The 24546-nt window shown below is 33.5% G+C and carries 19 protein-coding genes; 15 read left to right on the top strand and 4 right to left on the bottom strand.

Annotation, left to right across the window (positions count from 1 at the left end):
* Positions 1–77: 77 nt before the first annotated feature.
* Positions 78–533, bottom strand: a complete 456-nt coding sequence (gene smpB, locus LXH21_RS10540) for an SsrA-binding protein SmpB (RefSeq protein WP_239865536.1) — start codon at positions 531–533, stop codon at positions 78–80.
* Between the two features lie 70 nt (positions 534–603).
* On the opposite strand from smpB, the gene LXH21_RS10535 reads away from it, so the two are divergent.
* A complete protein-coding gene (locus tag LXH21_RS10535) occupies positions 604–828 on the top strand; it encodes a VF530 family protein (protein WP_239865534.1) in 225 nt (74 codons plus the stop codon).
* Here the strand turns inward: LXH21_RS10535 and LXH21_RS10530 are convergent.
* Positions 825–1679, bottom strand: a complete 855-nt coding sequence (locus LXH21_RS10530) for an aldose 1-epimerase family protein (RefSeq protein ID WP_239865532.1) — start codon at positions 1677–1679, stop codon at positions 825–827. The two genes, LXH21_RS10535 and LXH21_RS10530, sit on opposite strands and share 4 nt — an antisense overlap.
* 120 nt (positions 1680–1799) lie before the next feature.
* Here LXH21_RS10530 and LXH21_RS10525 point away from each other — a divergent pair, with 120 nt between their 5' ends.
* Positions 1800–4052, top strand: a complete 2253-nt coding sequence (locus LXH21_RS10525; RefSeq protein ID WP_239865529.1) for a M1 family metallopeptidase — start codon at positions 1800–1802, stop codon at positions 4050–4052.
* A gap of 58 nt (positions 4053–4110) precedes the next feature.
* On the opposite strand, the gene LXH21_RS10520 is transcribed toward LXH21_RS10525, so the two are convergent.
* Entirely contained in the window at positions 4111–5157 is a 1047-nt protein-coding gene (locus LXH21_RS10520; RefSeq protein ID WP_239865528.1) for an agmatine deiminase family protein, read from the bottom strand.
* Positions 5158–5510: 353 nt separating this feature from the next.
* Between LXH21_RS10520 and tgt the strand changes: the two genes are divergently transcribed.
* From tgt to rplT, 8 genes are all read left to right on the top strand, one after another.
* Positions 5511–6641, top strand: a complete 1131-nt coding sequence (gene tgt / locus LXH21_RS10515) for a tRNA guanosine(34) transglycosylase Tgt (protein WP_239865527.1) — start codon at positions 5511–5513, stop codon at positions 6639–6641.
* 21 nt (positions 6642–6662) lie between these two features.
* Complete coding sequence (locus LXH21_RS10510) at positions 6663–7751, top strand: LptF/LptG family permease (protein ID WP_239865784.1); 1089 nt, start codon at positions 6663–6665, stop codon at positions 7749–7751.
* A complete protein-coding gene (locus tag LXH21_RS10505) occupies positions 7738–8655 on the top strand; it encodes a DMT family transporter (protein WP_239865525.1) in 918 nt (305 codons plus the stop codon). Before LXH21_RS10510 ends, LXH21_RS10505 begins: the two co-directional genes overlap by 14 nt.
* 197 nt (positions 8656–8852) lie before the next feature.
* Positions 8853–10787: an LTA synthase family protein gene (locus LXH21_RS10500; RefSeq protein WP_239865524.1), complete on the top strand. Its 1935-nt coding sequence runs from the start codon at positions 8853–8855 to the stop codon at positions 10785–10787.
* A 396-nt stretch (positions 10788–11183) separates the two neighbouring features.
* A complete protein-coding gene (thrS, locus tag LXH21_RS10495) occupies positions 11184–13130 on the top strand; it encodes a threonine--tRNA ligase (protein ID WP_239865522.1) in 1947 nt (648 codons plus the stop codon).
* Positions 13131–13146: 16 nt separating this feature from the next.
* Positions 13147–13704 (top strand): translation initiation factor IF-3, encoded by a 558-nt coding sequence (gene infC, locus LXH21_RS10490; protein ID WP_394799572.1) that lies wholly within the window; start codon positions 13147–13149, stop codon positions 13702–13704.
* A gap of 115 nt (positions 13705–13819) precedes the next feature.
* The gene (gene rpmI / locus LXH21_RS10485; RefSeq protein WP_022827375.1) at positions 13820–14017 is read left to right on the top strand and encodes a 50S ribosomal protein L35; all 198 of its coding nucleotides are present in this window, start codon (positions 13820–13822) and stop codon (positions 14015–14017) included.
* Between the two features lie 179 nt (positions 14018–14196).
* Positions 14197–14541 (top strand): 50S ribosomal protein L20, encoded by a 345-nt coding sequence (gene rplT / locus LXH21_RS10480; protein ID WP_108740913.1) that lies wholly within the window; start codon positions 14197–14199, stop codon positions 14539–14541.
* Between the two features lie 250 nt (positions 14542–14791).
* Here rplT and LXH21_RS10475 read toward each other — a convergent pair whose 3' ends face one another.
* Positions 14792–16885, bottom strand: a complete 2094-nt coding sequence (locus LXH21_RS10475; protein WP_239865521.1) for an LTA synthase family protein — start codon at positions 16883–16885, stop codon at positions 14792–14794.
* Between the two features lie 202 nt (positions 16886–17087).
* Between LXH21_RS10475 and LXH21_RS10470 the strand changes: the two genes are divergently transcribed.
* From LXH21_RS10470 to LXH21_RS10450, 5 genes are all read left to right on the top strand, one after another.
* Positions 17088–17522: a thioredoxin family protein gene (locus LXH21_RS10470; protein WP_239865520.1), complete on the top strand. Its 435-nt coding sequence runs from the start codon at positions 17088–17090 to the stop codon at positions 17520–17522.
* A gap of 5 nt (positions 17523–17527) precedes the next feature.
* Positions 17528–18517 (top strand): FAD:protein FMN transferase, encoded by a 990-nt coding sequence (locus LXH21_RS10465; protein WP_239865519.1) that lies wholly within the window; start codon positions 17528–17530, stop codon positions 18515–18517.
* Complete coding sequence (locus LXH21_RS10460; protein WP_239865517.1) at positions 18510–18719, top strand: DUF4266 domain-containing protein; 210 nt, start codon at positions 18510–18512, stop codon at positions 18717–18719. Before LXH21_RS10465 ends, LXH21_RS10460 begins: the two co-directional genes overlap by 8 nt.
* 9 nt (positions 18720–18728) lie before the next feature.
* Complete coding sequence (locus LXH21_RS10455) at positions 18729–20090, top strand: DUF3570 domain-containing protein (protein ID WP_239865516.1); 1362 nt, start codon at positions 18729–18731, stop codon at positions 20088–20090.
* Between the two features lie 116 nt (positions 20091–20206).
* A complete protein-coding gene (locus LXH21_RS10450; protein ID WP_239865515.1) occupies positions 20207–24541 on the top strand; it encodes a CusA/CzcA family heavy metal efflux RND transporter in 4335 nt (1444 codons plus the stop codon).
* Positions 24542–24546 lie beyond the last annotated feature (5 nt).

Below are 24546 nucleotides of genomic sequence, written 5' to 3'. Positions count from 1 at the left end.
AAAATACTTAAACAATGTTTTATTATACTATTTCGATATTACATATCAATTAATACCAGCAATTTAGTGGTAATAACTTATTTATGTATCTTTTTTATTCTATCTAAATCTCTTTTAGTGTCTTGCTCTTTTAATGACTCTCTTTTATCATAAGTTTTTTTTCCGCGACAAAGTCCGATTTCCAACTTGGCCAATCCCTTATCATTTGTGTACAATTTTAAAGGGACAACAGTAAGCCCTTTTGATTGAACGGCACGTGCTAAAGTTTTTAATTCTCTTTTCTTCAAAAGAAGTTTTCTTTCGCTACGAGCTTTGTGATTAAACTGGTTTCCAAAAGTATATTCTTCAATATAGGTATTTATAGCAAAAAGCTCTGTACCGCTAAATTCGCAAAAACTTTCGGTTATATTGGCTTTACCCAAACGGATGGATTTTATTTCTGTTCCTGCCAAAACAATTCCAGCAGAATATTTCTCGATTATTTCATAATCAAATCGAGCACGTTTATTAAGGATGTTAACTGTTTTTAGCATAGGTTTGCAAATGTAGGGACATTTAGTAAAAGTCCATAACTTTTTAACGAAATTGAATTAAATTTGTAAAATGGAAAAGCAAGCATCAAAAGATCCACTGCACGGAATCACTTTAAAAGTAATCGTAGAACAACTTGAGGCATTTTACGGATTTGACACCTTGAGCGAGTTAATTAATATAAAATGCTTTAAAAGTAATCCTAGTGTGAAATCATCTCTTACTTTTTTGCGTAAAACCGACTGGGCACGTCAAAAGGTAGAAGAACTGTACATTAAAACATTACCAAAATTTTAAATAATTTCGATCGTATATTTGGAATGAAATTGCTCGTTAGGTTGTACAACTAAAATACCTTCTTTTTCAAATATATTTCCAGTACAGTTTACAGTATCTGCGTAGCCCAACCAAGGTTCAATACATAGAAATGGTGCATTTGGCATTGTCCAGATTCCTAAACTTGGAAAATCTTCATAATGTACACGTACTATTTCCCTTTTTCCTTCAAGAATGCTTACTGTTTTTGATTGTAAATTTTTAAAGATCAATGCATCATTTTCAAATAGGGAATACTCAAGTGCAATTGAGTTACTATAATCTAATGGTAATTCTTTGGTGGTATCGGCAATTAAATTATTTTCTAATATGTTATAGTGCAGCTGTTCCTTTTCGCTGAACTGTAATGAATATTCTTCAAATTCTTTTGGTAAAGCGAATGCAGGATGTGCACCGATTGAAAATGGCATGTCGTAAGCATTTTTGTTGACTACCTGATATTCAATTTGAATATTGTTTTTTACCAGTGTATAAATAATTTGTAATTCAAATTCAAAAGGATATTTTAGTAAAGTGTCGGCATTAGAAGCGATAGCGAAAATAGCTTTTGTAGCTGAATTTTCGATCAGATTAAATTCCATTTCTCTAGCAAAACCATGTCTTGATAATTGGTAATTTTTTCCGTTATATTGATAGGTGTCATTTTTTAACGCACCTACAATAGGAAACAGAACGGGAGAGTGTTTGCCCCAAAACTTAGGGTTTCCTTCCCACATGTATTCGGTATTTTTTTTATCTTTTATAGAGATTAATTCGGCACCCATACTATTGATTTGTACGGTTAAATATGCATTATCTAGTGTTGTTTTCAATATAATGGTATTAATTGTTGCGAAAAATTTAATGAATAGGACTAAATCCACTATTTTAGATTCAAATATAAGTTATCTGTTCAATTTTTTTTCATTAATTTGTAATTTAAATTTAATTATATGAGTAGAATAAAATGTACAGGCTTATTTTATGCCGCATTATTTATAGCGAGTTCAGCATCTTGGGGGCAGGAAGCTTCAAGTACAACATCCAGTTACAATTATAACGAAGCATTTTCTTCTGATTTTTATACCAATCGTGGTTCTATTTATCGTTCAGCAAGTGGGCAACCAGGTGTTGCCTATTGGCAAAACCGTGCAGACTACAAATTATCTGCTGTTTTAAACGATCAAAGCAATGAAATTACCGGAAGTGCGGTTATTGATTATACCAATAATAGTCCTGATAAATTGGGGTTCCTATGGTTGCATTTGGATCAAAATTTATTTAAAGCAGATTCTAGGGGAGAAGCTTTGGTACCGCTAACAGGAAGCCGCAATGGTTCGCGCGGTCAAGTATTTGACGGTGGGCATAAAATTAAATCTGTAAAAGCAGTTAGTACTGTAAAAGGAAAGCTTTCTGAAACTGAAGTAAAATATTTAATTACAGACACACGCATGCAGGTTTTTCTTCCTTCTGAACTTAGTTCAAAGGGTGGTACTGTGAAGTTAAAAATTGATTTCTCATATATTTGTCCAGACGAAGGATCTGACAGAACTGGAGTTGTTACGACCAAGAATGGTAAAATCTTTACCATTGCACAGTGGTACCCACGTATGTGTGTGTATGATGATGTGCGCGGTTGGAATACGAATCCTTATTTGGGAGCGTCAGAGTTTTATTTAGAATACGGTAATTTTGATATAAACATTACAGCTCCTGCAAATCACTTTGTAGTTTGTTCGGGAGAATTATTAAATGCAAGCCAAGTTTACTCTGCAGCTGAACTTAGTCGCTTGGCACAAGCAAAAGCGAGTGATAAAACAGTAATGATACGTACTGCTGAAGAAGTAGAAAAAAATGTAAAAACAGCTAGTACGACTACAAAAACATGGCATTTTGCTATCAAAAATTCCCGCGATGTATCTTGGGCCTCTTCTACTGCTTTTATTGTAGATGGTGCTAAGATCAATTTACCAAGTGGAAAGAAATCATTAGCAATGTCTACTTACCCAGTAGAAAGCGAAGGTGACCTGGCTTGGGGAAGATCGACAGAATATACAAAAGCAGCTATCGAAAATTATTCAAAAAGATGGTTTGAATATCCTTACCCTGCAGCAATAAACGTTGCTGGTAATGAAGGTGGAATGGAGTATCCTGGTATTGTTTTTTGTAAATATGAATCAAAAGGAAAACGTTTATGGGGGGTTACAGATCATGAATTTGGTCATGCTTGGTTCCCTATGATAGTGGGCTCAAACGAACGTTTGTTTGGATGGATGGATGAGGGTTTGAATACTTTTATAAACTCACTAAGTGAAACCGATTTCAATAACGGAGAATACAAGGAACCTGCAGAGGACTTGCAGAAAAGAGCTGAGTACTACACAGGTTCAGGTTTAGAGCCCGTAATGAGTTCACCCGATAATATGAAAGAAAGTAATATTGGTAAATTACTATATGCCAAACCAAGTACTGCCTTGATAGTATTAAGAGAACAGATTTTAGGGGCAGAACGATTTGATTATGCTTTTAAAACATACGTTGATCGCTGGGCTTTTAAACACCCAACACCAGATGACTTTTTTAGAACTATGGAGAATGTTGCAGGTGAAGACTTAGGTTGGTTTTGGAGAGGTTGGTTTAAAAATAACTGGCGTTTTGATCAATCAGTCAACGCTGTTAAATATGTAAAAAATGATCCTGCTCAAGGTGTCGTTATTACAATCGAAAATAAAGATAAAATGGTTTTACCTGTAATTATGGATATTAAAACCAAATCTGGAATTACCAAGCGCGTAAAATTACCATTTGAAGTATGGCAGAAAAACAATACATGGTCTTTTAGCCCTGATATCAATGAAGAAATTGAAAGTATTACGTTAGATCCTGAACATGTTTTTCCAGATTATGATACTGATAATAATTTATGGACAGCAGTAACTGGAAAATTAGAAAAAGATGTTATTCTGGATGGATACTTAGGGGTTTTTGGGAATAGTAAAATAGGAACTAAAATTGAAATTAGCGAGAAGTCGAATGCGCTTAATGTAGAGATTTCAGGATATCCACAATTCTCAGTAGTATTGATTGGAGAAAATGAATTTGAATCGAAGGCTGCTGGTCTAAAATTTAAATACAATGACAAGCAATCTGGATTTGACATGATTATGAGTGATGGAAGTAAAATACCGTTTACAAGAGAGAAATAAGTTTTTAAAAATAACAACAAAAAAAATACCAGCGAAAGCTGGTATTTTTTTTATATATCTATTTAGAAGCCGGAATCTGCTGACTTAAACAATGTAAAGTTCCAAATCCCCATATAAAATCGATAGTGCTAATTCCGATGATTTCTCGATCCGGAAAACATTCCGCTAATATATTAAGTGCTTTTCTATCGTTAACATCGTTAAAAGTGGGTACCAAGACACACTTATTCAAAATCAAAAAGTTGGCATAACTAGCGGGTAAGCGTAAATCTTCAAAATCAACTCGTTTTGGCATTGGCAGTGTTACAATTACAGGCGACGCACCGTTTTCTAATTTAGCATTTTGCAAACGTTTTAAGTTATCTTGCAAAGGTTCATAATTAGAATCTTTGGTATCCATTTCAACAATAGTGACAATTGTATCATCATTAATAAAACGTGCTAAATCGTCAATATGACCATGAGTATCATCTCCTTCAACTCCGTTGCCGAGCCATATTACGTTGGTCACACCGAGATATTCTTTAAAAACAGCTTCGTAATCTTCTTTTGTGAATCCTTCGTTTCGTACCTGAATAGTAGGATGCATTAAGCACTCTTCAGATGTAATTAAAGTTCCGCGTCCATTTACATCAATCGCACCACCTTCTACAATAACGGGTTTACCTTTATACATTACCTGAGTTAAAGGAATATCTAAAAAGTCGGTTACTTTTTTAGGTACTTCTTTGTCTAGCTGATAATTTTTATATTTTGCCCAACCATTAAAGTTGAAGTTTAATCCTTCTCTTTTTCCATCATCATAAACAACAATAGGTCCAGAGTCGCGCATCCAGCTGCGGTTTGTTTTGTGAATGATATAATTCACTTGCTCAACATTCACTCGAGCACGCTCAAGCATATCTGCGACTTTAAGTTTTAATTTTTCATCGGCTACAACAAGAAAAACTTTTTCGTAGCAAGCTACTTTTTTGATAAATTCTACAAATGCCCATTGTACCGCCTCGTACTTACCTGGCCAATCGTTTCCGTTGTGTGGAAAGCAAAGTAAAACACCGTCTTGTTTTTCCCATTCTGCAGGGAAACGTCTATTTGTAGTTGTCATAAAAAGGATACTTATATTTGTGTGCAAAGATAAACATTCGCAAGGATTATAAAAATGAACATAATAGAATTTTGGATGCTATTTTTGCTAATCACTTCCTATTATCTCAATAAGTTTTTTTATTAATTTTTATTCTACCATAGCAAATTTGAAGTGTCTTTGTAAAATCAGTAGTTAATTTATAAAGCAAATATTAGATAGAATTTAGAACTAAAATAGAGGTAAGGCAATAGATAGTTGTTGATTTTGTCTAAATTGTAATTTTTATGATAGACTTTAGGATTTAAAGTAAGGTTACTTTTTCTAAATTAAACTATCTTTGCCCGCCGAACAATCGGTACAAAACACGTAGTATGAAGTTTGATTTATTAAAGAAAGATCCGCAATCGAAAGCGAGAGCAGGAAGCATTACCACTGATCATGGTGTTATAGAAACTCCAATTTTTATGCCTGTTGGTACGGTAGCATCTGTTAAAGGAGTGCATCAGAGGGAATTAAGAGAAGATATTAATCCTGATATAATTTTAGGAAACACCTATCATTTGTATTTGCGACCTAAGACAGAGATTCTTGAAAAAGCAGGTGGATTGCATAAATTTATGAACTGGGATCGTCCAATTTTGACCGATTCTGGAGGTTATCAAGTATACTCATTATCTTCAAATCGTAAGATAAAAGAAGAAGGTGTGAAATTTAAATCTCACATTGATGGTTCTTACCATGTGTTTACACCAGAAAATGTAATGGAAATTCAGCGCACTATTGGTGCTGATATTATTATGGCATTTGATGAATGTACACCTTATCCTTGTGATTATCATTATGCTCGTCGCTCGATGAACATGACACACCGTTGGTTGGATCGTTGTATTACTCATTTGGATAAACTCCCAATGAAATATGGCTATCAACAACATTTTTTTCCAATTATTCAAGGAAGTGTTTATAAAGATTTAAGAGAAAAATCAGCAGAATATATTGCCAATGCAAATCAAGTAGGGAATGCTATTGGTGGATTGTCTGTAGGGGAACCTGCGGAGGAAATGTATGCAATGACTGAAGTGGTTACTGCTATATTACCGGAAGATAAACCACGTTATTTGATGGGAGTAGGTACTCCAATCAATATTTTGGAAAATATTGCATTAGGTATCGACATGTTTGACTGCGTAATGCCGACGCGTAATGCGAGAAATGGAATGTTGTTTACTGCAAATGGTACTATAAATATCAAAAACAAAAAGTGGGAAGATGACTTTTCGCCAATTGACGAAATGGCAATTACCTATGTTGATACAGAATATACAAAAGCCTATTTGCGTCACCTTTTTGCTGCCAATGAATACTTAGGAAAACAAATTGCTACAATACATAACCTTGGTTTTTATATGTGGTTGGTGCGCGAGGCTAGAAAACATATTATTGCAGGTGATTTTAGAACTTGGAAAGATATGATGGTGAAGAATATGAGCCAAAGGCTTTAAAATTTTAAACTGATAATGGCAATTTTAACAATACTAGACAAGTACATTTTAAAGAGATATTTAGCCACTTTTGTGTCTATGTTGGCGATGTTCGTTCCTATCGGAATCATCGTTGATGTGTCAGAGAAGATTAATTTCATGATTGAAAACAAGGTGCCCTTTCTTAAAATTGCGGTGTATTATTACCATTTCACAGTTTATTTTGCCAATGCACTTTTTCCGATATTTTTGTTTTTATCTATCATATGGTTTACATCTAAATTAGCTAACAATACAGAAATTATCGCAATTTTGAGTTCTGGAATATCATTTACCCGATTTTTAAGACCTTATATCATAGGGGCGACCATCGTATCGGTATTTGTTCTTATAATGGGATTCTTTGTCGTTCCTGTTTCTAGTGAAGGTTTTAATAATTTTAGGTACACTTATCTTAAGACCAACGGGAAGCAACTTATGCGTGGTGAAAACACTGATGTGTATAGGCAGATTAATGACAATGAGTTTTTGTATGTCAACAGCTTTAATTCTTACTCAAAAACAGCTTTCAATTTTTCTATTGAAAAATTCGATAAAGAAAAAATGGTTTCGAAGATTACTGCTAGCAGAATTCAGTGGAATGCTGCCGATAGTACTTATACTATGTATGACTACAAAAAGAGAACAATAGGAGAGTTTGGGGATATCATAGAAAAAGCTCCAGATAAAAAAGCAAAGTTGAGTTTCGATTTAGAGGATTTAACACCGGTTGTTTATATAGCCGAAACGTTAACTTTGGATAAGTTGAACACTTTTATTGACAAGGAAAAGGCAAAAGGTTCGTCAAATATCAATACCTATATGGTTGTATTGTATAAAAAATACAGTGTGCCCACATCGGCATTTATATTGACAATAATAGCTGTTTCTGTTTCTGCAATGAAGAGAAGAGGAGGAATGGGAATGAATTTAACTATAGGAATTGCAATTGCATTTGGATTTGTGTTTTTTGATAAAGTCTTTGGAGTAATAGCAGAGAAAACTACTTTTTCACCATTTATTGCCGTATGGTTTCCAAATTTTGTTTTTGGATTCTTAGGTATATTTTTATTACGTAATGCAAAGCGATAGTCTTAAAAGTTATGTAACACTCCATTTTATTGTATTTATTTGGGGTTTTACCGCTGTATTAGGTGCTTTATTAAGCATTGAGTCTGGTGCTATCGTATGGTATAGAATGTTGATGGCTTCGGCTTTTTTGGGCCTTTATATTATCTACAAAAAGAAGTCATTCAAGATTTCCCTAGGCTTATTTTTGAAACTGGTACTAGTAGGTTTATTGATAGCCATACATTGGATATTATTCTTTCATGCTATACAGATCTCAAACGTTTCGATAACACTCTCTATATTTTCTTTGGGCGCTTTTTTAGCATCTCTAATGGAGCCTTTATTCTACGGAAGAAAAATAATTGGCTACGAAGTTTTTTTTGGGCTAGTTACCATTTTGGGTTTAGGTCTTATAATGAATGTAGAAGTCAATTATCTTGAGGGGATGTTATACGCATTTATTTCAATTGTGGTAGGTGTGCTGTTTACGGTATTTAACGGTAAGTTGATTCAAAATGAAGATGCTGCTGTAATTACCTTTTATGAGTTTTTAGCGGGTGTATTTTTTATCAGTTTATATTATTTGGCACAGCAAAAATTTAGTATTGCATTTTTTACAATGAGCGCTACCGATTGGTCTTTGTTATTAGTATTATCGTCAATTTGTACTGCTTATGCCTTTACTGCTTCTGTAAAAGTAATGGAGCAATTATCTCCTTATACCGTGATGCTAACAACCAATTTAGAACCTGTTTATGGTATTCTATTGGCTTATTTTATTTTGGGTGATAAAGAAAAAATGAGCTTTTCTTTTTATATGGGAGCATTACTGATTTTTATCATGGTTGTGATGAATGGAATTTACAAGCATCGAAAGACACGCAAAAATAAGTTAGAAAGTGTGAGTCCAAATACACTTTCATAAATAAAGGTTTAGAAGAAAATTATAGAGAACTGTTCTGTGAGTATACAGTTTTTATTAGTGAGATTTTAGAAATTATCTGAACTTCATCAAGATAACATACTATCATAAAATTACTGTTTCCAACAGTTTACCATTATTTTGGTTTAAAATTATTAATTACGAAAGCTGAGAAAGGTTTCAAAAAACAGAATTATAGAATGCTACAAAACTTGCGCTTAAACGAATATAAAATTTTATTTTACAGAGTTACACTAGGATACCTTTTTTACTTTATCTCTCGTGTACTCTTCTATTTGTACAACTCGGAATTATTAAGAGTAGAATCTATCACAGATTTTCTATCCTTATGTTATTATGGATTAGCCTTTGATACTACGGCAATTCTATATGTAAATATACTTTTTATCCTTTTCTCTATTGTACCGATTATAAAGAACACTACAGAACGATATCAAAAGTTTTTATTCTACCTTTATTTTTCTACCAATTTATTTGCCTACGCTACTAATTTTGTAGATTTTGTGTATTACAGGTATACATTTGCGCGAACTACAGCTGTAGTTTGGCAAATATTAGAACATGAAACGAATAAAAAGACACTACTTTTTAGCTTCATATTTGATTATTGGGATTTACCACTTTTATTTATTGTTTGTGCTGCGCTTTGGATTTACTTGTACAAAAAAGTTACTATTAAATTTACTACTCCAACCAAATTAATTCCATATTTTGGCTTTTCAATCATCGGGATCTTAGTGGTTTTTGCACTAGTGATTGGTGGTATTCGTGGGGGAGATTTTAAAAAATCTACTAGGCCAATCAACTTACTCGATGCAAGTCGTCATGTGAAAAACATTGTACATTCTGATATTGTATTGAATACTCCATTTGCAATTATTAGAACATTGTTCTCAAATACTTTTATCAAGCAAGATTACGCTGGTGTAACTCCAGAAGTGATCAATGAATTAATTCAACCAATTAAAGAGTATCACAATAATCCAAAGACAAAACCCAATGTGGTTGTATTTATATTAGAAAGTTATGGTAGAGAGTACATAGGTGCTTTTAACAAAGATGTAAACATACCAAATTACAAAAGTCATGCACCTTTTATAGACTCGCTGGCTCAACACAGTTTAATTTTTAATAATGCTTTTGCAAACGGACGTCAATCCATTCACGGTATGTCTTCTGTATTGTCTGGAATTCCATCGTTTAAGGATGCGTTTACATCTTCACCTTATCCAAAACAAAAAATAGAATCGATAGTTTCAGTTCTTGAGGGAGAGGGTTATGATACTTCATTTTTTCATGGTGCAGCAAATGGCTCAATGGGTTTTCTTGGTTTTAGTAACATTCTGGGCATCGATCATTATTACGGACGTACAGAGTTTAATGATGATTCGCAATTTGATGGATTTTGGGGAATTTGGGATGAACCATTTTTACAATTTATGAAAAAGACATTGGATACCAGAAAAACACCATTTTTTGCGTCTGTATTCACAGTTTCGTCTCATGAGCCTTATGTTATTCCAGACAAATATAAAGATCGATTTAAAGAAGGTGGAGTGCCAATTCATAAATGCGCAGAATATACAGACTATGCTTTAAAACGTTTCTTTGAGGAAGCTAAAAAAGAAGAGTGGTTTGCTAATACTATTTTTGTTATGGTCGCTGATCATTGTAATCAAATTTATTACGATGAATTTAAAAAACCAATAAATCGTTATGCTGTTCCTATTTTGATTTATCAACCAGGGAGTAAGTATGTTGGTGTTGATACAGATTTTGCACAGCAAATCGATATTTATCCAACGATATTGGATATGATTGGGTATGAGAAACCTTTTAGAAGTTGGGGGAGAAGTTTAATTGACAAGAAAACTACCGAACCATTTGTAATGAATTCCACAGGGAATATTTATCAATTTTCAAAAGGGAATTATATTTGCACGTTTGATGGCACAAAATCATTAGGATTTTATCATAAAGAAGACACCGCTTTAAAAAATAATTTGATCAAAAATAGAAATGCTGAGATGGATGCAATAGAGTTGCAATGCAAAGCTTTTATTCAAGATTATTATGATAGGGTGGTAGACAAACGATTAGAAACTGTTCGATAAATTTTCTTTCTAATTGTTTGAATAATTGGTTCATAGATTATATGCAGCCGATATTTGACTACGGCTTTATCGGTCTTCTCTTATGAAATGCAATCGTGATTATTAGCCCCGATAGAAGCGATATCCTTTGCTTTTTTTCTTTAAAAAAGCAAAGATAAAGTGTATAGCGGGACAAGTTGTATCTGTATCTCAGAGCTTGCTGCTCCTTAGAATTATATTAATAAGACAACGGTTTAATGTAGTATTGCAACTGCAGTATTTATTGCAATTGAGCTGCTATTTTTTGATTTAATTATAATTTACTGTAAAGTTTTACAAATCACTAAAACTAACGGTGATATATATTGTATGTATTTTTGTAATGCCATATATTTGCAGTCTTAAATTTAATAAACAATGATTAAGATTACTTTACCCGATGGGTCAGTTAGAGAGTACGCGGAAAACGTGACTCCTATGGATGTAGCTAAAAGTATTAGCGAAGGTTTTGCTCGAAATGTAATTTCGGCATCATTTAATGGTACTACCATTGAGACCGCAACTCCTTTGACCACTGACGGAAGTCTTGTTCTTTATACCTGGAATGATGAAGGTGGGAAGAAAGCTTTTTGGCATTCTACTTCTCACGTGATGGCACAAGTCCTAGAGGAAATGTACCCAGGAATTAAATTGACATTAGGGCCTGCAATTGCTAATGGTTTCTACTATGATGTTGATTTTGAAGATCATAAAATTACTGAAGCTGATTTTAAGAAAATTGAAGATCGTGTACTTGAAATTTCAAGAGGCAAACATGAATTTAAATTACGTCCTGTAACGAAAGCAGAAGCTTTAAAATTGTACAAAGACAACGTCTACAAAACAGAGATGATTACTAATCTTGAAGATGGTACTATTACGTTTTGTGATCATGATACTTTTACCGATTTGTGTCGTGGAGGTCATATTCCAAATACTGGAATTATCAAAGCGATGAAAGTAATGAGTGTTGCTGGTGCTTACTGGCGTGGTGATGAGAAAAACAAACAGTTAACTCGTGTTTATGGTACATCGTTTCCTAAACAAAAAGATTTAACAGAATATCTTGCTTTGCTAGAAGAAGCTAAGCGCAGAGATCATAGAAAGCTAGGTAAAGAATTAGAATTATTTGCTTTTTCGCAAAAGGTAGGAGCTGGTTTACCATTATGGTTGCCAAAAGGCGCTGCCTTGAAAGAGCGCTTAGAGCAATTTTTAAAGAAAGCACAGAAAAAAGCAGGTTATGAGCAAGTAGCTACTCCGCATATTGGTCAAAAGGAGTTATATGTAACTTCGGGACATTATGCAAAATATGGAGCAGATAGTTTTCAGCCAATTAGCACTCCTCATGAAGGTGAAGAGTTTTTGTTGAAGCCGATGAACTGCCCGCATCACTGTGAGATTTATAACGTACGTCCTTGGTCTTATAAAGATTTACCAAAACGTTATGCTGAATTTGGAACAGTTTACCGTTACGAGCAAAGTGGAGAGCTTCATGGTTTGACACGTGTACGCGGGTTTACTCAGGATGATGCCCATATCTTTTGTACGCCTGAGCAATTAGATGGCGAATTTAAGAAAGTTATTGACTTAGTACTTTATGTGTTTGGATCTTTAGGTTTTGAAGACTTTACAGCTCAAATTTCATTAAGAGACAAAGAAAATAGAGAAAAGTATATTGGTTCTGACGAAAATTGGGAAAAAGCCGAAAACGCAATCATTAATGCAGCTGCAGACAAAGGTTTGAAAACAGTCGTAGAATATGGTGAAGCAGCTTTCTACGGTCCTAAATTGGATTTCATGGTTAAGGATGCTTTGGGTAGACAATGGCAATTAGGAACGATTCAAGTAGATTACAATTTACCAGAACGTTTTGAATTAACTTACAAAGGTTCTGACAATGAATTGCACAGACCTGTAATGATTCACAGAGCTCCATTTGGCTCTATGGAACGTTTCATTGCTATCTTATTAGAACACACAGCAGGAAATTTCCCACTATGGTTGATGCCAGAACAGGCTATTATCTTGTCTTTGAGTGAGAAATATGAAATATATGCCAAAAAAGTTTTAGATTTGCTAGAAAATCACGAAATTCGCGCCCAGATTGATAACAGAAATGAGACAATTGGTAAGAAAATTAGGGATGCAGAGATGCAAAAGATTCCTTTTATGCTGATTGTAGGTGAGGAAGAGGAGAAAAACGGTACAATTTCGATCCGTCGTCATGGTCAAGAAGGAAAAGGAAATATCACGATAACAATAGAAGATTTTGCTGCTATTGTTGACGAGGAAATAAAAAAGACATTAAAAACATTTACAGTTTAACTTAAATTATAAAGCCATAGCAATAAGAAGCAATAGAGGTTACCAACCTCGCGTAGAAAAGAAGGATGCTCACAGAATAAATCAACATATTCGTGGGTTGCAAGAAGTGAGACTTGTTGGTGAAAATATAGAGCCAGGAGTTTTTAAACTAGCGGAAGCATTGAGATTAGCTGACCAATTTGAATTGGATTTAGTTGAAATTTCTCCAAATGCAGAGCCACCGGTTTGCAAGATTATGGATTACAAAAAATTTGTTTACGAACAAAAGAAACGTGATAAGGTCTTAAAAGCAAAATCGACTCAGGTTACTGTAAAAGAAATTCGTTTTGGTCCTCAAACTGATGAGCATGATTACGAGTTTAAAAGAAAGAATGCTGAGAAATTCTTAAAAGAAGGTTCTAAGTTAAAAGCATTTGTATTCTTTAAAGGACGTTCGATTATTTATAAGGATCAAGGTCAGATCTTATTATTGAGATTAGCTACAGATTTGGAAGAATTCGGTAAAGTAGAAGCGATGCCAGTTCTTGAAGGAAAGAGAATGATTATGTTCATTGCTCCTAAAAAGAAAAAATAAATACGTCATAAAGTTATAAAGTCGAAATGTAGTAATTGAAATTAAAACATGAGACGATGTAACATTAAGATTGAAAAGATAAGTAAGTAGGAATAAATTAAAATACTAGGAAAAAATGCCTAAAATGAAAACCAAATCTAGCGCCAAGAAACGTTTTAAAGTTACTGGTTCTGGAAAGATTAAAAGAAAGCATGCTTTTAAAAGTCACATCTTGACTAAAAAATCTAAAAAACGTAAATTAGCTTTGACACACTCAGCGTTAGTTCACAAAACAGATATGAAAAGTATCAAACAACAATTAAGAATTATCTAATAAGTTAAACGTTAGAAATCTTAAAATTTTGAAGTCTATTGGACTTTATGATAGTATAGATTTCGACATTTGACTAAAGAGATTCTTTAGGTTAAAACAATTTAAAATAACCTTGGAGTATGGCTTTTAAGTTCTCTTGATTTAATTCGGGACGCCTGCTACAAAAACACATAAAAATTATGCCAAGATCGGTAAATTCAGTTGCTAAAAGAGCAAGAAGAAAAAAAATAATGAAGCAAGCCAAAGGTTTCTTTGGAAGACGTAAAAACGTTTGGACAGTTGCTAAAAATGCGGTAGAGAAAGCAATGTGCTACGCTTACCGTGATAGAAAAGTGAACAAAAGAAATTTCCGTGCATTATGGATTCAACGTATCAACGCTGGAGCTAGATTGGAAGGAATGTCATATTCACAATTTATGGGGAAAGTAAAAAAGAACAATATCGAATTGAACCGTAAAGTTCTTGCAGATTTGGCTATGAACCACCCTGAAGCATTCAAAGCTGTACTTAATAAAGTAAAATAAACGTTTTATCAACTCAATTTAAGTCTACTTACTTACTATAAAAACCTCAATCTCTTGATTGAGGTTTTTTTATGTCCTATGCTTTTAATCTATACTTGATTTTAGCTATTTGTAACTACAGCAATCGTGTTTGTATTTTAAAATTTAATTGTCGACAATTATGGAAAGTAATGTTGTTGTTGGTCAAAACATTATGATAAGTAAAAAACTACTTTTCGTTCTTAGAATAGCCTTACAGAATGATGTGAAATTATTTATTATATAGTTTTTTCTTCAACATATCAGAAGCGGTTTGATAATATGAAATGGTTTCATCAACGAGATCAGGTCGTTCTTTTGATAAAAGTTTTTCGTTATAATGAATTTGAAAGTTGCTTTCTAAACCCGACTCTGGTATTAATGTCAATTGATATTGTTTATATGATTGCTTGGGTGATAATATTGTCAAAACATTGTCCTTGATCAAACCTAGATCTTGGTAAGTAGCAATTAGAGCTCTGGGTTTATAATTGAGATTCAATACATCTTGCCCGAAGAATTTTGATTGATAATTAAAATTTAAAAGACCAAAAACGGTAGGCATTATATCTATCTGCGACATCAGTTTGTTATACTGCTGCGGCAGAATAAATCCAGGACTGTATATCATGGCAGGAATACGGTATTTGTCTAATGGTAGTTCTATTTTTCCAGCGCTTGATGCACAATGATCTGCTAATATTACGAAGACAGTATTAGTGAACCAAGGCTGTTCTTTTGCCATTTCAAAGAATTTTTTCAAAGCATAGTCCGTGTACTTTACACCACCATCCCTTGATTTTGCATCTCCCGGTATATCTATTTTATCATTTGGATATGTAAAAGGTCTGTGGTTACTTACAGTCATTATATGATTAAAGAATGGCTTATTTTCTTTTGCTTCAGCGTTCATAACCTTTATAGCTTTATTATACATATCCTCATCACAAACTCCCCAAACATTTGAAAATGTAATTTCATCGGGGGTGAATGTTTTTTTGTCGACAATATCATAGCCGTTTCTAGAGAAAAAGTCTTCCATATTATCAAAGAAGGCATCACCCCCATATAGATATTTAACATTATAATCCTTTTGCTTAAATACGCTAGCAGTCGTAAATTTATTTTTATTGTCTTTCCTTTTTACAACACTTTCACCCGCAGTAGGAGGCAAGCATAGAGTCACTGCCTCTAGACCTCTTACAGTTCGATTCCCGGAAGCATAAAAGTTTGTAAATAACAGACTTTCCTTTGCTAAGCTATCGATAAATGGTGTGAGCTTTTTATCATTTCCATAAATTTCCAAAAAGTCAGCACTATAGCTTTCGATAGTTATTAAAATTACATTTTTATGTAATTCGACATTAGCTCCTTTAATATCTCTTGAAGTAGATTGAGTTGCAATACCAGGAATTTGTTGCTTTAGTTGAGCATATGCTTGTTTTTCTGGCAGTGTTTTGTAGAATTTGAAGTAATCCAATTCACTATTCATGAAAGCTGAATAAAACTTATAGAGTCCATTTGACTGCAATTCATTGACAAAAATATTACCCGAATTTTCGACCTTCGCTAGCGTGGGAACTGCGATTAATGAAAGCCCAATCAAGACAATGTATACTGTCGATATTTTAATTTTTTCTTTAAAGTTGGGGATACTTTCAATATAATTTCTAGAAAATTTCACTAAGAAATAAGTTACTATTCCCGCAACTAAAAAGAGAGCTGTAAAAAGTGGAATTACAGGATAGGATTCCATTATATTACCTATCACCTCGTTTGTGTAAACCAAATAATTTACCGCTATAAAGTTGTATCTAACTCCAAATTCATTCCAGAAAAAATATTCACTTATAGCATTCTGAAAAATGAAGAGTACATATAGGAACATGACAAAACTAAACAACGCTAATCTGATCCTATCTCGGTGCTTTGGAAAAAAAAGCAGTAATCCAAAGAATAATATTTTTAGGCCAACAAAGATTAATCCTATTTGAGGTAACGCTCCACCATATTCGTGAAGTATAGAAGTACCAGAAAGAATATATAAAAATATTGCGACAAGAATTGCTAATATAATGTGACCGTATGGTTTTAAATATTTTGTATTCGAAATAAAAATTAAATACAGCCATAATATACTGCCTGCTATCAAAAACACTGCAATATCTGAAAGTAACCCAAAAATAAAAATGTTAAATAAATTACTTGCTCGAAATGACAATTGTGTAATGGGGTGAAAAAGCAATACTACTCTTGAAATGAAACTAACCAAAATATAAAAAATGGTAAGATTATAAAACGGTGATAACTTTTTTATTAATGTCATATCAATATAATTTTAAGCAAAAATATGTTATTACGATAAGTAATAGCGTATTCTCTCTCTATAGTATTCTTAATTTTGGCTTAAGAAGAGTTTATCTCAAGAATATAAATTTGATTTTTGAGTTAAGTTTACAATGAATTAATCTCCCGATTTTTCCGATCTAAAATTTTGTTGCGCTAATGCTATTAAATAATAAAATGATATGAAAAAAGAATTGTTACTGTTTTTACTTTTAATTGGTAGTATAAGTTACTCTCAAAATTGGAAAACCAATTTTAATGAAGCGAAACAAGAAGCTATCGTACAAAAAAAACAAATATTGTTAGTCTTTTCAGGTTCAGATTGGTGCGCTCCATGTATCAAGTTAGATAAAAGTATTTGGCAATCTGAAGAATTTAAACAGTATGCTTCAGAGGAGTTAATATTGGAGCGTGCTGATTTTCCAAAGAAAAAGCAAAATGAGCTAGAGCCTGTTGTAAAAAAGCAAAATCAAGAACTTGCTGATAAGTATAACAGAGATGGAATATTTCCTTTGGTCATATTAATGGATAGTAACGGCAAAGTTTTAGGTAAAACTAGTTATAAAAGTATAATGCCTGCTGAGTATGTTGATCTCTTAAAATCATTTGTAAAATAATCATAATGAAACAGTCAGTACTCTTTTGCCTATTGTTATACGCTATATCAACTTCAGGTCAAGTAACGCATAAAAGAACTTTATCTATGTTAGGGAGTCCTTTTGAAATGATTATAGTAGCTAAAGATATTCCCGAGGCTGATCGTTATATCGATATGGCTGTTGCTGAAGTATTGAGAATTGAAAATTTAATTTCTGACTGGATTCCTACTACGCCTATTTCTATTGTTAACCAAAATGCTGGAATTAAGCCTATAAAAGTTTCGCAGGAAGTATTTGACTTAGTAGTAAGAGCAAATAAAATATCTGAATTGACTTCTGGAGCATTTGATATTAGTTATGCTTCAATGGATAAAATTTGGAAGTTTGACGGAAGTATGACAAAAATGCCAACATCTGGAGAAATTAGAGCCTCAGTGGCATTGGTGGACTACAGAAATATCATCTTGGACTCTGAAAATAGCACTTTGTTTTTGAAAAATAAGGGAATGAAAATTGGTTTAGGAGGTATTGGTCAAGGTTACATAGCAGATAAAATAAAAACCATGCTTTTAGCAAAAGGTGTTGTTGCCGGAATTGTGAATATTTCTGGTGATATCAATACTTGGGGCAAGCAAATGGATGGTAAACAATGGAAAGTGGCTATAAAAAATCCATTAAATAAAGATAAAATATTTGCAACTTTCCCTCTAGAAGATAGTGCTGTTGAAACCTCGGGTAGCTATGAAAAATACGTCACCTTCAACGGAAAGCGATATTCACATATTATAGACACTCGTACAGGTTATCCAGCGTCAGGTGTGATTAGTGTCTCAGTTTTTGCAAGTTCAACAGAACTAGCTGATGCGCTCGCTACTGGTATTTTTGTTCTTGGTGTCGATGTAGGTATTAATTTAATAAATCAAATTCCGGGAGTGGGTTGTATTTATGTAGAAGATAATGGTACTATAACCGCCTCAAAAAATATAGATTTAAAAAAATATTCAAATGAATAAAATAGTGTTTTTAATAGTAATGGCTCTTATGACGCAGTCTTGTACAGTTGTAAAAGAGTACGATAAGCAGTATATCAATGATCCAGATATGAAATTAGCAGCAAAATCTGCTGAACGTTTTGAAACTACTTTTCAAGTTTATAGAGAAGCGGCAGCAGGAGCAAATGGAGGAAAAACAGGTGGTGGATGTGGATGTAATTAACAATTGAAAATGAAAAATTTATTTTTAACAGCTACTATTATATTTAATCTTGTTGTTTATGCTCAAGAGAAAGATACAACTGCTGTATTTAAAAAGCGTGTTTTAGAAAATACCGAAGTTGATTTTTTGCTCAGTTATTACAGTCAGGATGGTATTCATTCGGCTGTAGGTGGAGGGGTAGGATCTGAAAAATTATCAGATATTGCTACAAATATTGTTGTTGCTTTACCCGCAAATGCTGATGATGTCTTAACATTTGATGTTGGTATTTCGGCATATACTTCAGCGTCCTCTAGTAATATAAATCCATTAGACAAATCAGATGGCAAACCAACGCCTTGGCAAACATCGTCGGGAGCATCAGAGAGTGATCAATTGATGAGTCTAAATACCAGTTATAGTCATAGCTCCGATGATCGTAATACAATTTGGAACGGAAATGTTTCGTTTTCTAATGAGTACGACTACACCTCTGTTGGTTTTGGTGGTGGAATTAGTAAGTTGTTTAACGAAAAAAACACCGAATTTACAATCAAAGGAAATGTATATTTGGATAAGTGGAGACCTATTTATCCTAAAGAGTTAGTTAGCAATGTAAATTCGACTAGTCTTCAAGGATATAGCATATATGATCAAAATGGTACTGTAAGTACACTATATAACACAAGTTTGTTTACTCAATATAGCAAATCCAATCGCAATTCGTATTCGCTTTCTTTGTCATTTTCCCAAATCTTGACCAAAAAAATACAGATGTCCGTATTCATGGATATTCTTAGTCAAGATGGATTATTAGCTACCCCTTACCAACGTGTATATTTTGCAGATAAAGCCAACTATTACGTCGGAGATCCTAAGTATATAGCCAATTATACGAATACTTCTAATCAGGGAACTTTTCAATTAGCTGATAGTAATGAAAAGTTGCCAAACACACGATTTAAGGTACCGATTGGTGCACGTATTAACATCTATATTAATGAGTATGTTGTAGCTAGGACCTATTATCGCTATTATCAGGATAATTGGGGAATCAGTGCGCATACGGCCTCATTAGAGTTGCCCATCAAAATTAACTCCAAATTTACAGCTTATCCTATGTATCGTTATTATACGCAAACGGCTTCGGATTATTTTGCTCCTTATGAAAAACATCTATCAACTGAACAATATTATACATCAGATTATGATTTATCAAAATTTGTAAATAATCAATATGGACTAGGATTCACCTATACAGATATATTTGCAAGAGCTAAAATTTTTATTTTAGGTTTAAAATCTATAGACTTACGTCTAAACCATTATCAAAGAAGCGATGGATTAAATGCAAATATAGCTACTGTCGGCTTTAAATTTGAAATGCAATAATGAATTTTAAGGCTGACGAATTTCGTTTAACTAAGAATCAATTAAGGGGATTTTAAGCCTATCTTAAGCTGATTTACTTACGATTATTTTATTTTTGAACTATAAAATAAATGAAAATGCTTGAGAAAATTATTGCTATTAGTTTAAAAAACAAACTCATTGTTCTTCTTTTTACGTTGGGGATTTTTGGATTTGGAATTTTTTCTGTTTTCCAATTATCAATAGGAGCAGTGCCCGATGTCACTAATAATCAGGTACAAGTGATCACCACTTCTAGAAATTTATCTACTCAGGATATTGAGCAGTATATTACGTATCCCGTTGAAATCGAAATGGCAAATCTGCCTGGAGTAAAAGAAATTCGCTCAGTTTCAAAATTTGGTTTATCAGTTGTTACCATTGTTTTTGATGATGACTTAGGAACCTATTTGCCAAGGCAATTAATTGCGGAGAAAATTAACTCGGCTTCTGAAAAAATTCCAGCAGGTTTTGGAACTCCTGCAATGGGGCCTATCACTACAGGTCTAGGCGAAATATACCAATACACATTAGAAGTTACACCTGAATTTAGAGACAATTACTCCGTTACCGACTTGCGTACCATTCAAGATTGGATTGTAAAACGTCAACTATCCGGAATAGAAGGTGTTGTCGAAATAAATACTTGGGGCGGCTACTTAAAGCAATATGAAATAGCAATCAATCCCGCACAACTCAAAGCAATGAATATTGCTACTACAGATGTGTTTACTGCACTTGAAAAAAACAACAGTATTGCAGGTGGTGCTTATATCGAAAAAGTAAATCAAAGTTATTTTATTCGTGCCGAGGGTAAAGTGAATGACCTTGAAGATATTGAAAATATCGTTGTTAAAAACAGCAATGGTTTTCCTATTTATATTAAAGATGTGGCTAACGTTCGTTTTGGTCACGCCAATCGTTTTGGAGCCATAACAGGAAATGGCGAAGGCGAAAAAGTCCTAGGTCAAGTGATGATGTTAAAAGGTGCTAACTCTAAACAAGTCATTAATGATGTTAAAGCTCGAATTGCTATTATCGAAAAGTCATTACCGGAAGGAGTCTACATCAATGGCTTTCTAGAACGAAGTGAATTAGTTGCCAAAACCACTTTTACTGTGGCCGAAAACCTTATTCTGGGCTGTTTAATTGTAATATTTGTAGTCGTTTTGTTATTAGGGAATTGGCGCTCTGGATTGGTGGTGGCTTCGGTTATACCGCTTTGTCTGCTGTTTGCTATTTCACTAATGAATATTTTTGGCATTGATGCTAATTTAATGAGTTTAGGAGCTATTGATTTCGGAATCATTATTGACGGTGCAGTAATCATTGTCGAATTTATTGCTTTTCAAATTGCTAGTAAAGCCGCACAATTAGGACCGCTTTCTAAAGAAGATCGACAAAATGAAATAGACCAAATCACTTATAAAAGTGCCTCAAAAATGATGAATTCGGCTATTTTTGGTCAGTTGATTATCTTGATCGTTTTTATTCCTATTCTTTCACTTTCAGGTATAGAAGGTAAAATGTTTAAACCTATGGCCATGACGTTCAGTTTTGCCTTAGTTGGGGCAATGATTTTCTGTTTTACATATGTGCCTGTTGTTTCTTCATTATTTTTAAAACCGACTATCGAAAATCCAAAATCGATTTCGAGTAGATTGATCCGCAAATTAAATTCATGGTATTTGCCTATGATTACTTGGGCACTGGTGAATACTAAAAAAGTATTATATGGCGCAGGAAGTCTTTTAGTGATGGCGATCGTTTTATTTATAACAATGGGAGGAGAGTTTATTCCAACCTTAGACGAGGGTGATTTTGTAATTCAACCCGTGCTTAAAACCGGAACTACATTAACCAAAACGATTGCAACCACAACTAAAATCGAAAAAATTATCCTTAAAAACTTCCCCGAAGTGGATCAAGTGGTAAGCCGTATTGGTGCTGCCGAAGTTCCTACAGATCCAATGAGTATGGAGGAAAGTGATGTAATCGTAAAGTTAAAACCAAAATCTGAATGGGTTTCAGCTAAAACTAAAGATGAACTAGCAGACAAAATAAAAGCAAAAATCGAAGAACAAATTCCTAACATGGAAATTGAATTTACGCAGCCGATCGAAATGCGTTTTAATGAACTAATTTCAGGGACACGATCTGATGTTGCTGTTAAGATTTTTGGCGAAGACTTAAATATTTTGGCTCGAAAAGCAGATGAAATCAAGAAAGCGATTGCCAAAGTCGATGGAGCATCAGATATCATTATCGAAAAAACCGAAGGCTTACCGCAAATGACCGTGAGATATGATCGCTCTAAAATAGCGCGATACGGTTTAAATATTTCTGATTTGAATGAAGTGATTGCCCTTGGGTTTGCTGGTAAAACGGTAGGAAATGTATTTGAAGGAGAAAAACGTTTTGACATGGTTATCCGACTGGATGCATCCAATAGAGAAAGTATCAACGATTTGAAAGAGCTGTTTATTACAACAGCAACGGGAGAACAAGTGCCATTAGAACAACTTGCATCAATTGAATATACGCAAGGTCCTGCCAAAATTTCGAGAGACAATACCAATAGAAGAATTGTAGTGGGAATTAATGTTCGCAACAGAGATTTGCAATCTGTAGTTGCGGATATTCAAAAAATTGTAGACACACAAGTTAAGTTACCTACGGGTTATTATGTGCAATATGGCGGACAATTTGAAAATCTGCAATCTGCGAAAGCAAGGTTAATGATCGCTGTTCCTATTGCCTTATTTTTAATATTTATCCTGTTGTATTTTGCCTTTGGATCTGTTAAAGATGCTTTAATGGTATACTCTGCTATTCCTTTATCTGCAGTGGGTGGCGTATTATTCCTTTGGATACGTGATCTTCCTTTTAGTATTTCGGCAGGAGTAGGCTTCATTGCATTATTCGGAATCGCAGTGCTAAACGGAATCGTATTAATCGAGCATTTTAAAGAATTGAAACATCAAGGAATGAAAAATATAGATGAACTTATTTTAAAAGGAACCACAGATCGTTTGCGTCCCGTATTATTAACTGCAGCAGCAGCAGCACTGGGTTTTTTACCCATGGCTATTTCGTCATCTGCAGGGGCAGAGGTACAACGACCGTTAGCAACCGTTGTCATTGGTGGTTTGTTTACAGCAACTATTTTAACGATGATCGTATTACCAATTTTATATAAATTATTTGACGAGAAAGAATTTAAAAAACCTAAAATGAATACAAATCAAAGTACTATTATTATACTCTTTTTACTATTGAGCAGTACTTTGAGTTTTGCACAAAACCCTCCAAACGAATTAGATACTTTGATTGTTAAAGGAATCAATAATAACAAAGGTTTGAAAGGGTATCAATTACAGGTTGCGAAATACGAAGCGAATATAAACAGCGCATTTACATTCGATAAAACCAATATTTATTACAATTATGACCAGAATAATATTGCCTATAACAATGAGCCGATAAAGGTATTTGGAGTGCAACAACGATTTGAATTCCCTACGGTTTATGGTGCTAGAAAAAAAACCAATACAACAGAATTTGAAAAAGAGAAAGCCAGTTTTGAAATTCAGAAAAACAAATTGTCATACGAAATCGCCAAAACATATCACCAAATAGTATTTTTACAACATCAAGAAAAACTGTATCATTATCTGGATAGTTTGTATCATAATTTCTCAACAGCGAGCAATAGAAGATTCGAATTGGGCGAAACCAATTATTTAGAAAAAATTACTGCTGAAGCAAAATTTAGACAAATAAAAACCAAGCTTGCACAAATAGCAAGCGAAAAGAATGCAGCCTATATCACACTGCAAAATTGGGTACAAACGGAAGATGAAATATTGATAAAAAGCAGTACAATTAGTCCTTTAAATACATTAAGTAATGAATCAAATAAAAGCACTTATCAATTATATTTAGAAACTATTAGTAAAAATTATGAAAGTCAATTAAAACTGCAAAAACAAAACTGGTTACCTGATTTACACTTTGATGTTTTTAGAGGTTCGAATAAGGGGATTTCCCAATCTTTAAATGGATTCCAAGTGGGAATTTCAGTGCCCATTTTGTATGGAGGCAATGTATCTAAATCTAAGGTGGCAAAATTAGAACTAGAAAGTTGGGAACAACAAAAGGAAAACGAAATGCTTAAGATCGACAGCTATTTAAGTCAGAAGCAGCAAGAGTTAGCCAAATATCAAGAGGCGATAAACTACTACAACCACTTCGGAAAAAAATTATCAGATGAGATTATAAAGGTTGGAAATATGAGTTATAAACACGGTGAAATTGATTTTTTCCAATACATTCAAAGCTTAGAAAACGCAACAATCATACAAGTGGATTATTTAGATAATGTCCTTCGATACAATCAAACACAATTAGAGATTCAGTACCTAAATTACTAAAATAT

The organism is Flavobacterium algicola (genome assembly GCF_022399565.1).
Taxonomy (GTDB): domain Bacteria; phylum Bacteroidota; class Bacteroidia; order Flavobacteriales; family Flavobacteriaceae; genus Flavobacterium; species Flavobacterium algicola.
The sequence above is the reverse complement of the archived record's forward strand: the minus strand, read 5'-3'. Positions and strand labels throughout refer to the sequence as shown.

Bases quoted from the DNA above. Each gene is read 5' to 3' on its own strand.
- LXH21_RS10450 (WP_239865515.1), top strand. From the start codon at position 20,207: ATGCTTGAGAAAATTATTGCTATTAGTTTAAAAAACAAACTCATTGTT.
- smpB (WP_239865536.1), bottom strand. From the start codon at position 533: ATGCTAAAAACAGTTAACATCCTTAATAAACGTGCTCGATTTGATTAT.
- LXH21_RS10460 (WP_239865517.1), top strand. From the start codon at position 18,510: ATGAATAAAATAGTGTTTTTAATAGTAATGGCTCTTATGACGCAGTCT.
- LXH21_RS10525 (WP_239865529.1), top strand. From the start codon at position 1,800: ATGAGTAGAATAAAATGTACAGGCTTATTTTATGCCGCATTATTTATA.
- LXH21_RS10465 (WP_239865519.1), top strand. From the start codon at position 17,528: ATGAAACAGTCAGTACTCTTTTGCCTATTGTTATACGCTATATCAACT.
- rplT (WP_108740913.1), top strand. From the start codon at position 14,197: ATGCCAAGATCGGTAAATTCAGTTGCTAAAAGAGCAAGAAGAAAAAAA.
- LXH21_RS10520 (WP_239865528.1), bottom strand. From the start codon at position 5,157: ATGACAACTACAAATAGACGTTTCCCTGCAGAATGGGAAAAACAAGAC.
- rpmI (WP_022827375.1), top strand. From the start codon at position 13,820: ATGCCTAAAATGAAAACCAAATCTAGCGCCAAGAAACGTTTTAAAGTT.
- LXH21_RS10470 (WP_239865520.1), top strand. From the start codon at position 17,088: ATGAAAAAAGAATTGTTACTGTTTTTACTTTTAATTGGTAGTATAAGT.
- tgt (WP_239865527.1), top strand. From the start codon at position 5,511: ATGAAGTTTGATTTATTAAAGAAAGATCCGCAATCGAAAGCGAGAGCA.
- LXH21_RS10455 (WP_239865516.1), top strand. From the start codon at position 18,729: ATGAAAAATTTATTTTTAACAGCTACTATTATATTTAATCTTGTTGTT.
- LXH21_RS10535 (WP_239865534.1), top strand. From the start codon at position 604: ATGGAAAAGCAAGCATCAAAAGATCCACTGCACGGAATCACTTTAAAA.
- LXH21_RS10475 (WP_239865521.1), bottom strand. From the start codon at position 16,885: ATGACATTAATAAAAAAGTTATCACCGTTTTATAATCTTACCATTTTT.
- LXH21_RS10505 (WP_239865525.1), top strand. From the start codon at position 7,738: ATGCAAAGCGATAGTCTTAAAAGTTATGTAACACTCCATTTTATTGTA.
- LXH21_RS10500 (WP_239865524.1), top strand. From the start codon at position 8,853: ATGCTACAAAACTTGCGCTTAAACGAATATAAAATTTTATTTTACAGA.
- thrS (WP_239865522.1), top strand. From the start codon at position 11,184: ATGATTAAGATTACTTTACCCGATGGGTCAGTTAGAGAGTACGCGGAA.